This window comes from Psychrobacillus sp. Z16_25 (genome assembly GCF_056856695.1).
This window is the reverse complement of record NZ_JBXEOV010000008.1, coordinates 111334-127908: the sequence shown is the minus strand read 5'-3', so window position 1 is coordinate 127908 and position 16575 is coordinate 111334. Positions and strand designations below refer to the sequence as shown.

Annotated in this window: 7 protein-coding genes; 4 read left to right on the top strand and 3 right to left on the bottom strand. The window is 36.3% G+C overall.

Annotated features, from left to right (window positions below):
- Positions 1-26: 26 nt before the first annotated feature.
- The 4 genes from AC1VU3_RS10495 to AC1VU3_RS10480 all read left to right on the top strand — a co-directional run bounded on the left by AC1VU3_RS10495 (position 27) and on the right by AC1VU3_RS10480 (position 12783).
- Positions 27-1697: a DUF262 domain-containing protein gene (locus AC1VU3_RS10495; protein ID WP_482983428.1), complete on the top strand. Its 1671-nt coding sequence runs from the start codon at positions 27-29 to the stop codon at positions 1695-1697.
- A 110-nt stretch (positions 1698-1807) separates the two neighbouring features.
- Positions 1808-2458 (top strand): EcsC family protein, encoded by a 651-nt coding sequence (locus AC1VU3_RS10490; protein WP_482983427.1) that lies wholly within the window; start codon positions 1808-1810, stop codon positions 2456-2458.
- 506 nt (positions 2459-2964) lie between these two features.
- Positions 2965-7722, top strand: a complete 4758-nt coding sequence (locus AC1VU3_RS10485; RefSeq protein WP_482983426.1) for a right-handed parallel beta-helix repeat-containing protein — start codon at positions 2965-2967, stop codon at positions 7720-7722.
- A 369-nt stretch (positions 7723-8091) separates the two neighbouring features.
- Entirely contained in the window at positions 8092-12783 is a 4692-nt protein-coding gene (locus tag AC1VU3_RS10480; RefSeq protein ID WP_482983425.1) for a right-handed parallel beta-helix repeat-containing protein, read from the top strand.
- 676 nt (positions 12784-13459) lie between these two features.
- On the opposite strand, the gene AC1VU3_RS10475 is transcribed toward AC1VU3_RS10480, so the two are convergent.
- The 3 genes from AC1VU3_RS10475 to AC1VU3_RS10465 form a co-directional block, all read right to left on the bottom strand.
- Positions 13460-14814, bottom strand: a protein-coding gene (locus tag AC1VU3_RS10475) for an IS3 family transposase (RefSeq protein ID WP_482983424.1) whose coding sequence is annotated in 2 segments (ribosomal slippage) — positions 13460-14361 and positions 14361-14814 — 1356 coding nt in all. Because the reading frame shifts where the segments join, the coding sequence is not laid out codon by codon here.
- A 102-nt stretch (positions 14815-14916) separates the two neighbouring features.
- Entirely contained in the window at positions 14917-15882 is a 966-nt protein-coding gene (locus AC1VU3_RS10470) for an ABC transporter substrate-binding protein (RefSeq protein ID WP_482983423.1), read from the bottom strand.
- 3 nt (positions 15883-15885) lie between these two features.
- On the bottom strand, positions 15886-16563 hold the full coding sequence (locus AC1VU3_RS10465; RefSeq protein WP_482983422.1) for an ABC transporter ATP-binding protein: 678 nt from the start codon (positions 16561-16563) through the stop codon (positions 15886-15888).
- Positions 16564-16575: the final 12 nt, after the last annotated feature.

The following is a 16575-nucleotide window of genomic DNA, read 5'->3' as shown; positions in this document are numbered from 1 at the left end:
TATTTCTAAATTGGATGGTGTAAGTAGTGGCAATTAAGAATTTTGGTTTTAATACAGTAGAAAAATTTTTAGTAACGAACAAATATTATATACCAGATTATCAAAGAGAATATTCTTGGGATCAAGAGGAACAAATTAGCGACTTTTGGCTCGACTTAGTAGACTTAGTGGAGAACGAAAGAGAGAACCACTTTTTTGGTCAAATTGTTGTTCATGATGATATGGTAGAAAAGAGAAAATATATTATCGACGGCCAGCAAAGAAGCTCTACCTCTGTTATATTTTTTGCAGTTATGCTGCGTTTATTTGATGAACTATATAATGAAACAGCAAAAGAAAGTGCGAGAAACAAAGTTGAAGATATTCGAGTGTCTATAATGGGCCGTTGGAGTGAAGAAGAAAATGAATTAAAGTTCCATATGGGTAAAATTGATAACGTGTTTTTTAGAGATTTTATTCAACGTGGAAAACCTATTTACGGAGAAGTCACTGAAGCATCTCATGTAAGAATTAAGAAGGCATACGACTATCTCTATAATAAAATGCAGGATCAAGTTGCTGGTTTAGATAGCCACGAAAAGTATGAGAAATTACTTTCGTTTTATAATGCATTTAAGGATAGGTTTACTCTGATGTATGTGGAAACAGACGATATTAATGAGGCATTTATTATATTTGAAACGCTCAATGCCCGAGGGAAAGAGTTAGAGACATCAGATCTTTTAAAGAATCATTTGTTTAAAACAGCTAGTAATTTAATAGATGATGTAAAAGATGAATGGTTAAAGATGCAAGGGAATGCAGAGGGTATTGATTTAACAAAATTTATAAGAACGATATGGAATTCAAGTAATGACTTTTCAAGAGAGCGTGAGCTGTATAAAAATCTTAAACGTTCCGTTACTAAGCCGAGTGAATGCTTAAAATTTACACAGAAACTTGTTGGTAGTCTAGAACCATACAAAGTTTTAATAGATCCTCAAAATGAAAGTTATTTTACAGATAAAGAAATTGAAAAACATATCGCAAACTTAAAAGTTCTTAGTGCAAGCACCTATTACCCAATTGTAATTGCTATGACTAATGCTGACTATTCGGAAGAGGATATTAAAAAAGTTTTACAGGCCATTGAAAGCTTTATCGTAAGGAATTGTGTAATTGCTGGTAAGGTCGCTAATAAATATGAAATGTTATTTGCCAAAGTAGCTAAGAAAATTAGTAATGAAAAATTATCTTACACAAATATAGTGGCAGAGTTAAAACCTGAAATGCTAAATGACGATGATTTTGAGAATTATTTTGAGGTTGCAGTAATTAAGAGCGCTCCTGTAGCTAAATTTGTTTTAAGAAGAATAGCAGATCATCAGCAAAAAGAAATCATGGTAAATCCGAATAATATGGTCATTCATTTAGAACATATCATGCCAAAGAAAGTAGGGAAGTGGAAAATCTCTGAGGAGCTGCACCAAAAATACCTACATAGAATAGGAAATCTAACTCTATTAGCTGATGAATATAATACTTCTATCAAAAACAAAATATTTAGCGAGAAAAAAGAAATGTACAAGAAATCTAAGATAGAAATGACAAAATCACTATCAAATTATACTGAATGGACTGTGTCTAGAATCGAAGAACGTCAAGCAGAATTATTTCTAGTAGCAAAAGAAGTGTGGAAGGATTTTATTGAGGTTTAAAGGTAGTCATGCTTAGTTCTCTTATTTTACTATTGAAATTTTAACTGCGTTGGTAATAAATCAAAAATTTGAACAGGCTTTAATTTAAGAGTTGAAAAAGAGGTGATTTTATGTCAGGTTTAACGGAATCTAATATAGGCAAAGTTTTAGAATGGGCATATGATAAAGCAGTTAATGGGCTACCAGGCACAGATACTGCATACGAATTAGCGGAAAGTTATTTAAGTAAAAATAAAAATGTTGAAGAAGCAATTAATAGTCTTGTAAATTGGCAAATCACCAAGTGTGCTACTTCAGGTTTTATAACTGGGTTAGGTGGGGTAGTTACAATGCCGGTTTCGATACCAGCAAATTTAGCTTCTGTACTATACGTACAGATTAAAATGATAGCAGCCATAGCGCATATGCGTGGATACGATTTAAAAGACGATCAAGTGCAAACTTTTGTATACGCATGTTTAACAGGTCAAAGTATAAATGAGGTTGTCAAAGGAGCTGGAATTAAGATTGGCATAAAAATTGGCGAAGCTCAAGTGAAGAAAATACCTGGTGAAGTAATCAAGAAAATTAATCAAGCAGTGGGCTTTAGACTCGTCACGAAGTTTGGTCAAACAGGTGCTGTAAACATAGGAAAGATGGTTCCTCTAATTGGTGGAGTGATTGGAGGCGGTTTTGATGCAATTAGTACGAAAACCATCGCTTACGCAGCTAAGGAAACCTTTGAAGAGAATAGTAGTCATCAAGTGATTTTAGAAGTGTAGCATTAAATTTATATCAATCTTCACATCAGCAATAATTTGAGAGATCCTTGCTACAAATTAGTTCAAAATTTTAAATAGACATCTTCCTTAACAAACCTGGAAGGTGTCTATTTTTATTGCCATAGAGTTCACAATTAATTGTGTGAAATGCAGAACGGCTTCAATATGACTTTTAGTCAAGTACCCATATTGATGAAATCACATCCTCCAAGAAAGCAACCATCACAAACAGAAATAAACCTCAAGTTATGGAAAAGAACTAATTAATTTATAAATTTCAGTCATTTACCAGAATTTACATCTAGAAAAGTTTGTTTATAGTCTTTCATTACTAATACTATTTTTAATATAATAACTTGGCGAATTATAATAATCATTTTAGTTTTAAATGGAGCCCGTTATCTCGCAGGAATGGGCAGTTTTCTTTAGTGCGAGATTCACATAAGAAAAAACAAAACTAACATGGTTAAAATAATTCAAAAATGAATAGCAAAGGAGGACTTTAAATGAAACAAAGGGTAGCTAAAGGGTTATTAGTTACTGTAGTTGCGTTGAATCAGGTTCTCGGTTCGGGTATAGCAGCATATGGTATGGTAAACACCGATACTTCTGAGATACTACTAGAAGCCAATGACACCCATGATGTTACAACAGAAGAATCTTCTACGGCTGTAACGGACGAAACGGTAGAAAATGAGTCAGATGTATTGGAAGGAACAGATCCTTCGATTAATACGGAAGAGCCTTCTACTGCTGTAACAGACAAGCCAGAAGAAAATGGAACAGAAGTATCCGAAGGAACAGATTCTTCAACTAGTACGGAAGAACCTTCTACAGTTGTAACAGACATACCAGAGGAAAATGAAACAGATGTACCTAAAGAGACAGATTCTTCTACTATTGTGGAAGATTTCAAAACAGAAGAAGTATCAGAAGCATACATAGACGTACGAAAAATTCCTCGATTTACATCTTCGGCACAAATCCAACCGACAAAAGTTGTCAATGTTTATACGGAAGCTAATTTAAGAGATGCCATAAACAGTGGCGATACACTCATTAAGTTAGAGAAAGATATAACATTGACAGCCCCTTTAGAAATAAACAACCAAAAAACAATCGTTCTTGATGGACAAGGCCATACGATTAAATTGGATCAAAGCCCTAGTAACACAACGAACAGGTTTGTCGTGAAATATGGTAATGGCATTGTAGTGAAAGACGTTACAATCGAAGATTACTACACAGTTGGTATCTCCTTATATAAGGCAGCCAATGTATTCTTGGAAGAGGTTGAGTTAAACGGACAAGAGGTAACGAATGCAAGCCGAAGTAATGTTGGTATCGACTTAGATGGATCGACTGTTAAAATTCGTGATATCGAAAGTAAGAATCATCGATATGCTGGGATTCGAGTTAGAAACGTGTCAGAGCTTAGACTAGATGGCTGGAATAAACATTCGAATGATACAAATGATATAGACAGCCAAGTAAAGCCTGGAGAAAACGATAATGTGATCCACGACAATAGTAGAAACTATAGTGAGTGGGAAGTGAAGCCGGGCTCGAATCATACAAGTACGATTTATAAGGTGAAGACTAAAGCCGATGTCTATGACTTAAAGGGATTTAAAGACGCAATAGCCATTGCCAATACGACGATTGAATTAATGGCTGATATTGATATTAGTGAAAATGTAGAAATTAAAGCAAAAGACGTTGCGATAAACGGAAACGGTCGTAATATCAATATTATTAGTAAGTCTTCAACGGAAAATGGTGCGTTGGCCGTAAAAGCGGAAAATACCATTCTTTCTAATTTCACTATTCATAACGGTACAACCAAGCCAGGTTTAACATTATATAACGCGAAGAATGCAGAATTATATAACGTTCAAATTATAGGAAAAGATCCAAATAGCGTAACAGAGCATAAAGACAGAAGTGGCGTCGCGCTTGATATCTATAATACAACAGTCAAATTAAAGAATATTACGAGTGCCAATAGCTTGTATCGAGATTTTCAAGTTAGAGGTGGATCTCAAGTAGAGATATTATCACAAAATGTCCATTCAACAGGTGGTGCGGTTCATATCCAATCAATCCAGAAGCTAGGCGAGGCTGAAAATAAGGTAATCGATGCCTCTGGTTTCTATTATGCTGGTCGTCCTTTTGAAGAAAATGGCGAGACGAAAGTGGACTACTTCCTAAAGGTTGAAAAAGAGGCAAAAACTCTTGAAGACATTTTAGATGGGGTACAATATGCCGGTACGGTTGTGAAGCTAAAAAATAATATCACGATTAAACCAACCGACATACCTGCAGATAAGAAATCTTTAGCAATTGAAGTATACCGTAATGTCATGATTGACGGTGATGGTTACACACTTGATTTGAATGGTTTAGCTACATTCGTGCTTAAGGGAAAAGACATAACTGTGAAAAACCTAAAAATCAAGAATTCCTATGAATACGGTGTGAATATATACAATTCTAAAAATACGTTACTTGATAACGTAGAAGTAAGTAATTCTAATTCACATGGAATCTTTGTTAATGGTAGTGCGGTTGTCTTAAAAGATGTTTCTACTTTTTATAATAAAGACGCGGGCATCAACATAACAAGATCTAGAACACTTAGAGCTCCAGAGAATGTTGATTCTGAAGTAAAAGTAGAGGGAAAACTTACACAGAAAGAATCAAATGTAAGTGTGAAAGTTGTTAACTTACAGATGCTAGATGGTAAGAAACAAGATAACAAGTTCATCCCTCAACCGAATACGTATATTCATCATGTAAATGATGAGGTTTATCAAAAATTGCTTCCATCTCAGATCGAGCTGTTAGGGATTCAAGGGACAGATGCGGCGGAGAAAGAATATTGGGAACAAGAGCATGACTATCTCGTGCTGAAAGAACGAATCGATGTAACAAAACAAGATATGCTGCTTGATGAAAATAACCAACCGATTCAGTTGAGTGCTGATGGTACCACTGATAATACGGAAAATTTAATCAAGCTGATTGAATTTGCGGCTTCTCATAGTCTAGAATTATATTTCCCAGAAGGAACCTATAAGATTACGGAAGACATCGATTTATCTAAATTACAATTACCTGCTGCATCCAACTTTAAACTTGTAGGTGATCCTACTGGGTTATCAGTCATTGATGGTAGCGGTAATCCAGACAAGATGCTGAAAATATTTAATGATACTCATGGTTCCAAAATGAATTATGTAGATTTTGAGCATCTTGTATTTAATAACGTAGGGGTACTATTCGACGGACCTCATAAAAGAGGAATTACGTTAAATCATAATGTTTTTGTGAATGGTGTGTCGGGTGCTTCCATGGACCCGTATGTAGAAGTAAAGAACAGTAAATATGTGATTGAAAATAATATCTTCTTACGAGGACAACAATATCCAGGTGAAGGTATTGCTACTTACGGAACAAAAAACACAACAATCACGAATAACTTCTTCGGTGATTTGAATAGTATCGATGATGCCAAAGAGATGATTTCAGCAATTGGATCTAAATTATCATTAATCAGCACATCAGATATAATTGATGGAGAACAAGGAAATTTCATTACGGCTATCCATAATGAAAGATATGATAAGAACGTATTAGTTCGAAACAATTATTTCCATTTGACTGGTGATGTAGTGAGTGACTTTTCAAGCATTTCTTCGAAAGGCTACGACAACTTACAAATTGTCGGAAATTACTTCAAAGGCCAAGAAAATGCTACCGATGGAGGCGTAAAAATAAGCAATGGTAAAAACGCTTATATCGGTGCGAACTACTTTGATGATGTTCCTTTATTGACCTCTATTAATACGGATTTAACAAAGGCGGAAACGTACCTACACAATACCGTCATTTATAATAACTTATTCCATCAAAAAACGAACTTTGGCATGCATGGAACAGGCATCGTATACTCCCAAAGCTTCCGAGATGGCGATAACCTAACGTTTGGTGACGGTGAGACTACAGATGATGCTTCTGGCGATGTGAAAGATTTTATCATCTATCAGAATGAATTTAAAAGTGATGAAAGAAATGGAATTACCATCTCAACTCAAGCGGATAAAGCATTTACTGCGAACGAGTTTTTAGCTTTTGACAATCGATACAAGCATACAAATAAATTAGTCAATTATAATCCACAAGGCAACAAGCTAACGGAATCCACTGAGGCTAAAATTCAACTAAAAGTGGTAAATAACGATGGATATAACGCCTTTAAATCCGTGGATATCCCATTGACACCAGCGAAAGTGGAATATAAGTATCTAAAAGAAATTCATAATGAAGCGCAAGCATTCTATGACCAAATTGCAAACGATCAGTTAATAGCAGATATGGTAGGATACTTCGACCCAACAGTTGCAGAGGAATTAAAGAACTTACTAGAGGAAGCGAAAGAGCTAGTACAAAACAACGGGTCGCAATGGGAAGTAAACGTTAAGTACACTCAAATTCTAGAAACATTCGAACGATTAAAAGATACGGAAGACGAAGGCTTTGAGGATGTTCCTACTGTACGACCAGACGATGTCCCAGTAGATAATAACTATAGCGATTACGTAGGCGATGATGAGATGTTTGTAGATCCAGACAAAGACCAAGTAGTGGATGACAAGCCTACTACATTGCCAGACGATGTCCCAGTAGAAGAGGATAAACCGACTACTGATGAACCAGATAAACCTGCTACTAAACCAGAGACTGATGAACCGTCTGAAGATATAAAACCAGAAAGCAAACCAGAAGCAGATGGAAACGGAAACGGTAACTTAACAGGCTCAGGTAACGGATCAAGCACAGGTACTGGGTCAGGTAACGGATCAAGCTCAGCAAATGGAACAGGTTCAAGCACTGTTCCAGGATCAAGCAATAGACCAGGAGCAGGTGTTGGGACTGGATTAGCATTAGGCACAGGAACAGGTTCAAATAATGGAACAGGCTTAAGTCTTGGAATAAGTTTAGGAACTGTAACAGAATCAGAATCAGACAATGAATTAGGTTCTGTTACTGAATTAGGTTCAGGCACTGAAACAGATTTAGGAAACGACGAAGATTCCGTAAATGGAGACTCGATTTCCGAAAAAGAGAAGGAATCGTTTGTTTCAAAGACTTTTGAAATAGTGAAAAAACCATTCGTATGGTTACCTTTCTTATTACTTCTTTTACTTCTTTTACTTCTTTTATTTAAAAGAAAAAAGAAAAAAGAAGAGGAACAGCAATAAGGATTAGGATTGCATGTAAATAATATGTAGTAAATATATAGAGTGTCGGCATAGTCGGCACTCTTTTTTGACAGTTTGCATTGTTGTTGCATTCACTAGATCTAACATCAAGAATCCATCTGCCTAGTGTGTGTATAGATAAAGCTCAATGTTACGATTGATAACATTTATTTTTTAAAAATTTCAGTTAATTGACAGAAATTACACATATAAAATATTGTTTATAGTCTTTCATTTCTATTACTTTTTTTAATATAATAATTTGGCGGAGTATAAAGACCTATGTTTACGTTTGTGCTATTTCTAAAGAAAACAGCAAAACTAACATGAGTAAAATAATTCTAAATGTATAGGTAAGGAGGAGTTTTGATGAAAAAAAAGGTAGCTAAAGGGTTATTAGTTGCCGTAGTTGCGTTGAATCAGGTTTTTGGTTCTGGTATAGCAGTTTATGGTATGACAAATACCACCCATACTTCTGAAATACCCCTAGAAACCAATAATAACACGGATGTTATAACCGAAGATTCTTCTACAGCTGTAACAAATAAAACAGAAGAAAACGGGTCAGATGTATCGGTAGAAACAAACTATTCTACTAGTACGGAAGAACCTTCTGCAGCTGGAACAGAAGTATCTGAGGGAACAAATTCTTCTACTAGTACGGAGGAACAATCTACAGCTGTAACAAACAAAACAGAGGAACATGAAACAGATGGTCACGAAGAAACAGATTCTTCTACTATAACGGGAGATTCCAAAACAGAAAAAGTATCAGAAGCATACATAGACGTACGAAAAATTCCTCGATTTACATCTTCGTCAGAAATTCAACCAACAAAAGTAGTCGATGTTTACGATGAAAATGGTTTAAGAGATGCGTTAAACAGTGGGAATACGCAAATTAACTTAAACGAAAATATAACATTGACAGCCCCTTTAGAAATAAACAATCAAAATACAATCGTTCTTGACGGACAAGACCATACGATTAAACTGAATCAAAGTTCTACTGACACAACTAACTGGTTTGTGGTAAAACATGGTAATGGAATTGTAGTGAGAGACGTAACGATTGAAGATTATTACACGGTGGGTATCTCACTATATAAGGCAACCAATGTATTTTTAGAAGAGGTTGTGTTAAAAGGGCAAGGTGTAACAAATTCAACCAGAAGTAATGTCGGCGTTGATTTAGATGGATCAATCGCTGAAATTCGTGATATTAAAAGTATGAATCATCGCTATGCGGGTATTCGGGTTCGAAATGTATCGGAACTAACGCTAGACGGCTGGAATGAACATACGAATGATGTAAATGATATTGATAGCCAAGTGAAAACTGGCAACGATAATAATGTTATCCACGACAATGGTCAAAACTATAGTGAATGGGAATTGAAACCAGGTTCTGGTCAAACGAGCACTATTTATAAGGTAAAGACAAAAGTCGATGTCCATGACTTGAAGGAGTTTAAGGATGCGATAGCAATCAACAATACGACGATTGAATTGAAAAATGATATTGACATTAACGAAAGGGTAGAGATTCTAGCGAAAAATGTTACAATAAACGGAAATGCTCGTAAAATCAATATTATTAGTAACTCTTCAACGAATAATAGTGCGCTGGTCGTAAAAGCGAAAAATACCACTCTATCGAATTTCATCGTTAATAATGGTACAACGAAGCCTGGATTGACATTATACAATGCTGAAAATGCAGAAGTATCCGATATTCAAATTATAGGAAAAGATCCTGCTACTGTAACAGAGAATAAAGAACGAAGTGGCGTCGCGCTTGATATTTATAAGACAACGGTCAAATTAAAGAATATGAAGTATGCCAATAGTTTGTATCGGGATGTTCAGGTTCGAGGTGGATCTCAAGTAGAGTTATTATCAAAAAATGTCCATTCAACGGGTGCCGTTCATATCCAATCAATTAAGAAGGCGAACGAGCAAAATAACACCATCACGGATGCTTCTGATTTGTATCTTGCCGGTGTAGAGTTTGAAGCAAATGGAGAAACCAAAGTTGACTACTTCTTAAAGATTGAAAAAGAGGCAACTACGATTTACGATATTTTAGATAATATAAAAACTGGCGGTACGGTCGTAAAGCTTCAAAATGATATTACGTTGAACTGGGACGAGTTACCTGAAGATGTTTTGGAGTATCTAAACATTGAAGTCGGCCGCAACGTCACTATTGACGGTAATGGACACACGCTTGATTTAAATGGGGTAGGTATATTCGTGCTTAAAGGAAAAGACATTGTCGTGAAAAACATAATCATTGATAATTCCTTTGACCACGGTGTGAATATCTATAATTCCCAAAATGTTTTACTTGATAAAGTAGTATTAAGTAATTCATATCAGAGTGGAATATTTGTCAATGGTAGTACTGTTGTATTGAGAGATGTTTCTACTTTGTATAATGTAAGCGAGGGAATCAAAATTACGAGATCTAGAACACTAAATTCCCCAAGTCATTTCGATTCTGAAGTAAAAGTAGAGGGAACGCTTACACAGAAAGAATCAAATGTCAGTGTTAACGTCACGAACTTAGAGATGCTAGATGGTACGAAACAAAATAACAAATTTATTCCTCAACCAGGTACGTATATTCATCACGTAAATGATGAGAAACATAAAAAACTAAGTGACTATTATATTGAGCTTTTCGGGATTCAGGGGACACCTGCAGCAGAGAAAGAGTATTGGGAACAAGAACATGACTATTTAGTGTTAAAAGATAGAATCGATGTAACGGAAGAAAATATGATTCTTGATGAAAATGGACAAACGATTCAAATTCAATTAATCGGTGATGGTGAAACGGACAATACGGAAAACTTAATCAAACTGATTAAATATGCGGCGTCTCATAGTAAAGAGTTATATTTCCCAGAAGGAACGTATAAAATCACAAAAGATATCGATTTATCTAAACTCAGTTTATATGCTGCGTCGAACTTTAAACTAACAGGTGATCCGGATGGTTTATCGATCATTGATGGTAGTAGTAATGTAGACAAGATGCTTGAAATATCAAACTATAAATATCAGGCATCAATGAATTATGTAGATATCGAACATCTTGTGTTTAATAATGTAGGCGTATCGATAAACGGTCCATATAAAAAAGGTGTTACGCTGAAGCACAATGTTTTTATGAATGGTAACTATACAAGAGAAAAAAGAGCAGACGGTAGCGTATCGAAAGCGACGATGGAACCATATATCGAAGCGAATAACAGTAAATATGTAATCGAAAATAATATTTTCTTACGAGGACAAAATTATCCAGGTCGAGGTATTTCTACTTACAGAAGTACAAACACAAAGATTAAAAATAATTTCTTCGGTAGTTTGGACGGTATCGATGATGCAGTGCAGATGATTCCAGAAATCGCATCAAAATTATCGATGATTAAAGGATCGAATTTAGTCAATGGTGACCAAGGGAATTTCTTTACGGCGATTAATAATGAAAGATATGACAAGAACGTTTTAATCCAAAACAACTATTTCAATTTAATGAAAACCCGCAATGTAGTGAGCGACTTTGCAAGCAATACATTAATTTCAGGTATCAATGTAGCAGCAGACGGTCAAAGAAGGGACCACATCATTTATTCAAAAGGCTATGACAACCTACAAATTGTAGGGAATTACTTCAAAGGCCAGGAAAATGGTGCCGCTGGTGGCGTAAAAATAAGAAACGGGAAAAATGCGTACGTCGGTGCGAACTACTTTGATGATGTTCCGTTATTAACGTATATTTATCCGGATTTAACAAAGGCGGAAACATTACTTCACAATACGGTCATTTACAATAACTTGTTCCATCAAAAAACGAACTTTGGCATGCAAGGAACAGGCATATTATTCTACCAGAGTTTCCGAGATGGAGATAATCTAACTTATAAAAACGGCGATGTTTGGGATGATGCTTATGGCGATGTGAAAGATTTTATCATCTATCAGAATGAATTTAAAAGTGATGAAAGAGATCGAATTACCATCACAGGTCGAGCAAAAAAAGCTTTTAATGATAACCAGTTTTTAGCTTATAACAATAAATACAAACATACGAATGAGTTAGTCAACTATAATACCCAAGGGAATTTTGGGCTAACTGAATCATCTTTCACTAAAATCCAAGATAAAGTGGTTCAAAATGATGGATATAACTCATTTAAGTCTGTGGATATTCCTTTAACACCAGCTCAAGTGGATTATACGTACTTAAAGGAAATATATGACGCAGCCAAACCATTCTTGGACAACATTGTGAACAATGGTTTAGTCGGAGATTCTGCTGGACAATATAAGCCAGATTTGGTAAAACAACTACAAGAGATGTTAGAGGAAATAACGAATTTATATTCAAATGGTCAATTACGCCAATTAGAAACGAATCGTTATGTAACAAGTCTTGACGAGCTCTATAAAAAAGTTAAAGACAGTTTGAAGCTTCCTATCACTCCGGCTCCACCTACTGGAGATGGATCAGATTCAGACTATGACTCTGATTCCGATGATGAATCAGATTCAAACGATGGACCAGGTACAGGAGACGGATCTGGAACAGATGATGGTTCAGGTTCGGATAACTTATTAGGTGCTGGAACAGGTTCAGGTAGTGGAACAGGCTCAGGTGCTGGAACAGGTTCAGGAGCAGGTACAGGCTTAGGCATAGTAATAGGCACAGGTTCAGGCACTGTATCAGGCTTAGCAACTGGAACGGGTTCAAGCGCAGGTTCAGGCACAGGAACAGGTTCAGGTAACGAAACAAAGCCTGGTACTGGAACAAGCTCAGACAATGTTTCTGGTTTAGGTCTAGGTAACAGAACAGAACTTGGTACTGGAGCAGAATCAAGCGACGAATCTGATTCGGTAAATAGAGATTCAAATATCGAAAAAGAGAAGGATTCGTTTGTTTCAAAGGCTTTTGAAATAGTGAAAAAACCATTCGTATGGTTACCTTTCTTATTACTTCTTTTACTTCTTTTATTTAAAAGAAAAAAGAAAAAAGAAGAGGAACAGCTATAAGGACTAGGGTTAGAATCCGAGATATATAGTAATTGTTAGAGTGCCGGCATAGTCGGCACTCTTTTTTACTAGAATATGAATATATCATTAAAAATCTATGCAGTTCAATGAATAGTAAAATTATTTTATTAATATAGGATTGTGTAAATAACAATATTGGATATCATAAGTAGTGAACATGTGATGAGGGGCGAGTTAGATGTTGAATAGTTCATTAAAAAAGGAATTGATTGCAAAATTAGAAAATAAAATAAAGTATTATGAGCAGTTATCTAAGAGAACCCCAAATTACGCAATTGATTTACATAATTCCAGAACAAGAAGCAAGATAGTTACAATAAATCCAAGGCACAGTTAGTATTGGATCTTTCCAACCAGCACAAGGACTGGGGGTTAGATGAAATTCGAGAAAGAGATATACGGATTACTGATGAGTTGTTAACCTTATTTAAGGACTGGGGATTAAATTAACCAGAATTGAGCCCCCGAGGGAGAGTTAAGGATGGAAAACTAAAAGCGTCACATCGTGTGACAACGTTTTCCTGACGAACATCCTTTTGGCCTCCGTGGAAAGCATCCGGCTCAGTGGAGAACCAAGCATTTTAAAAGTAACAAAGCACTTACGATTTAATAAAAAAATGAAGTGACCCCTAAAAGTTAGACACGGTTATTTCATCTAGGCAGCTTGTGTAAAATGAGTTCGGTACTGTACCGGACTCATTTTTAATTTTGCCTTTATGCGTTTCGTGTTGTAATACTTTATATACTTTTCTAATTCGACCTTAAAATGCTCCACACTTTGAAATTCCTTTAAGTAGAGAAATTCGGATTTCATAATACCAAAGAAGTTCTCCATGACAGAGTTGTCGTAACAGTTGCCCTTTCGAGACATACTCTGCTTGATGTTTTTGGATGCAAGGACGTCCCGGTATTTTTCCATCTGGTAATGCCAGCCCTGATCTGAGTGCATGAGCAGCTTATGTTTCTCAGGCAGGTGTTCTATCGCCCTATCTAACATCTCTGCGACAAGTGAATAGGTAGGCCTAGAGCCAATGGTGTAGGTGATGATCTCGCCATTGAACAGATCTAAAACAGGGGACAGATAAAGCTTTTCGCCGAACAACTTGAATTCGGTGATGTCCGTCACCCATTTCTCATTTGGTGCATCTGCTTTGAAATCACGATTCAAGTGATTCGGTGCCACTTTCCCTACTTTTCCTTTATAGGACTTGTATTTCTTCATGCGCACGACACACTTCAAGCCAAGCTCTTTCATGATGCGTTGCACCTTCTTGTGGTTCACTTTTTGCCCACGATTCGCCAGTTCATCACGGATACGTCGGTATCCATAACGGCCTTCATGATCATTATAAATCTCTTGGATTTCGGTCTTCAGCTCGGCATCCGGATCTGGTCTGTTCATCTTCTTCACTAGGTTGTAGTACGTGCTACGAGGAATTTTTGCAAACGTCACAAGAGCCTTCACCGGATACTTATGCCTTAATTCATAGATGACTTTTACTTTGTCTTCTTTGGTGACTTTTCCTTGGCTTGAACTAAGGCATTCAACTTTTTTAGATACTCGTTTTCCATCTCGAGTTGTTTGATACGAGCTTCAAGTGATTGTGTAGAGCCTTCGGCTAGTACATTTTCAGGCTGTTTTTTAGATTCTTTTTTCATGGACTGGGGCCCCTTTTTCTTGGGGAAGAATGCGTCGTACCCTCTTGTCTCCAGTTGTGCCCGCCACTTTCGAATCAGTCCTGGTGAAGAGATTCGAAAGAAAGCTGCAGCCTCGTTTGGAGAGACGTCCTTCTCCCTCATAAAGTTTAGTACGTCCATTTTAAACTGTGGCGTGTAAGATGTATAGGTTTTTTCAAAGGCAGCCAGCCCATGGTATTTGAATTGCTTGACCCAGTTGCGGACAACAGACTCGTCCGTACCGATGGATTTCGCAATCTCCGTCATACTCTCTAAACCCTCCTGGTATCTCATGACAACTTCTATTTTTTTATTCATCGTATACTTGGTCATAAAAAACTGCACCTCCAATTGTTAGATGTGTCTAACAAACGGGGTGCAGTTCAAAATCGTAAGTGCTTTAAAATTGTTTTGTCCCTGTCTCAGTCTTTTTGATTATTCTATATCTAAAATTAGTGACTGAATGTCTACATCATTTTCAATCATTTTATTTTCTTTCATGAATTCGACTGTTTTTTCCATGCTTTCGATATCTGCAGGTTTGATTTCCATGTCGAAATCATACATTTCATACATTTCTTTTACACCCTCTAGAGGAAGATCCGTTTCTTTTGCGGTGATTTCCATGATTTCCTCATAATTATCATCCATGTATTGCAATGTTTCTTTTTGTACTTGTAAAAACTTTTTCACTAAGTCTGGATTCTTGGAATAGAAATCCTCACTAGTTGCCACTACAATCGTTCCGTCAACCAGTCCTTTACCATTCGTCACTACATGGTAACCGTCTTGAATCATATTATAGGCAGTTGGACCAGCTGATAACGCAAAATCTACTTCTCCTGCTACTAGTGCAGCTTGTGCAGAAGGAATATCTAGTTGTACCAATTCAATGTCCTTCTCTGTTAAGCCTTCCGTTGCTAAATAATTGATCAGTAACTCATGTAAAACAGTTCCTTTTGGACCTGCGACTTTTTTGCCTACCAGGTCTTTAGGTGAAGTGATGTCTGCCTTATTTGTGAATAACATAAAGGCTTCAGGTGAACGACTATACATACTCATAATTTTGATATCTGCTCCATTTGATGCCGATAAAATAACAGATGTGGCACCAACTGCATTCAGAAATTGAATATCTCCAGAAGCTAAAGCTTGCGTCTGCTCTGGACCAGTTGTTAAATTAGAATATCCGAATTCGATTCCTTTTTCTGCAAAAGCCTCATTCAACAATCCTTTTTCTTTCTCTACAATAGAGGGTACATTTAAAGGAGATTGTACATAAGTTGTCTGTACTTTTTCTACTGTAGAAGCATTCTCCTCCTTATTGTCCGCGCTGTCTTGTCCACATGCAGCGATTACGGAGATAAGTACAACAAGTAAAGCTAATAACCATTTTTTCATTTATCATTCACTCTTTCCTGCTAATTTATTGATGATCTTTCTTTTTATTTCTATAAGAGAAGGGGAGAATACATCTCTAGGATAGTCATAATTCTCTAACTGAAAGTGAGCATGAACTCTTCCTTCGTTCAATACAAATATATTTTGCCCTATAGCGATTGCTTCTTCAATACTATGTGTTACGAAGATGATGGTTTTCTTTTTTAGTTGGTAAATTCTTATTAATTCCTTCTGCATAGCTTCACGTGTGAAGTAATCTAGTGCAGCAAAAGGTTCATCCATTAAAATGATGGATGGGTCATAGGCTAATGCTCTTGCTAATGCAACTCTTTGTTGCATGCCACCAGATAATTGGTGTGGATAGGCCTTTTCAAACTTTTTCAAACCTATCAAGTCCATTAACTCTTCTACTTCTTCCTGTTGAATCTTTTGTTTTTCTAACCCGAATGTAATGTTCTTGGATACAGTTAACCATGGCATCAGACGCGGTTCTTGAAAAACGAAGCTTATTTTTTCATCCCTATCTATAAGTACTTCTCCTTGATCGGATTGCTCAAGGTTAGCTAGTATGCGTAGAAGCGTTGTCTTTCCACATCCACTTTTTCCTAGGATGACACTGATGCTATTCTCTGGGAAATCAACATCAATATTTTGCAATACATCATGCTTTTTCCCATCCACCATAAAACTTTT